This is a genomic window from Clostridioides sp. ES-S-0049-02, from assembly GCF_020658465.1.
Lineage (GTDB): Bacteria > Bacillota > Clostridia > Peptostreptococcales > Peptostreptococcaceae > Clostridioides.
This window is the reverse complement of sequence record NZ_JACVWG010000049.1, coordinates 1-1,030: the sequence shown is the minus strand read 5'-3', so window position 1 is coordinate 1,030 and position 1,030 is coordinate 1. Positions and strand designations below refer to the sequence as shown.

Here is a 1,030-nt window from a genome sequence, read left to right as displayed (position 1 = left end):
AATATTGGTCAAGTCCTCGACCTATTAGTATCGATAAGCTAAATACATTGCTGCACTTACACCTTCGACCTATCAACCAGATAGTCTTTCTGGGGTCTTACCCTTGCGGTGGGAAATCTTATCTTGAAGTTGGCTTCGCGCTTAGATGCTTTCAGCGCTTATCCATTCCGTACATAGCTACCCAGCCATGCCCTTGGCAGAACAACTGGTACACCAGAGGTACGTCCATCCCGGTCCTCTCGTACTAAGGACAGGTCTCCTCAAATTTCCTACGCCTGCGACGGATAGGGACCGAACTGTCTCACGACGTTCTGAACCCAGCTCGCGTACCACTTTAATGGGCGAACAGCCCAACCCTTGGGACCTACTACAGCCCCAGGATGTGATGAGCCGACATCGAGGTGCCAAACCTCCCCGTCGATGTGGACTCTTGGGGGAGATAAGCCTGTTATCCCCAGGGTAGCTTTTATCCGTTGAGCGATGGCCCTTCCACGCAGAACCACCGGATCACTAAGTCCGATTTTCATCCTTGCTCGACCTGTATGTCTTGCAATCAAGCTCTCTTTTGCCTTTACACTCTACGTACGATTTCCGACCGTACTGAGAGAACCTTTGAGCGCCTCCGTTACCTTTTGGGAGGCGACCGCCCCAGTCAAACTGCCCACCTGACAGTGTCCCAAGACCAGATTCATGGCCTATGGTTAGAGTCCCAGTACTACAAGGGTGGTATCCCAAGGATGGCTCCGCCAAAACTGGCGTCCTGGTTTCAAAGCCTCCCACCTATCCTGTACATGTAGTACCAAGACCCAATGTCAAGCTACAGTAAAGCTCCATGGGGTCTTTCCGTCCTGTCGCAGGTATCCGGCATCTTCACCGGAATTACAATTTCACCGAGTCTGTTGTTGAGACAGTGCCCAAATCGTTACGCCTTTCGTGCGGGTCGGAACTTACCCGACAAGGAATTTCGCTACCTTAGGACCGTTATAGTTACGGCCGCCGTTTACTGGGGCTTAAGTTCACTGCTTCGATT

Annotated in this window: 1 rRNA gene; it reads right to left on the bottom strand. The window is 51.6% G+C overall.

The features are described from left to right. Positions 1–4 precede the first annotated feature (4 nt). Positions 5–1,030, bottom strand: a 23S ribosomal RNA gene (locus tag IC213_RS20450); the annotation flags it as partial.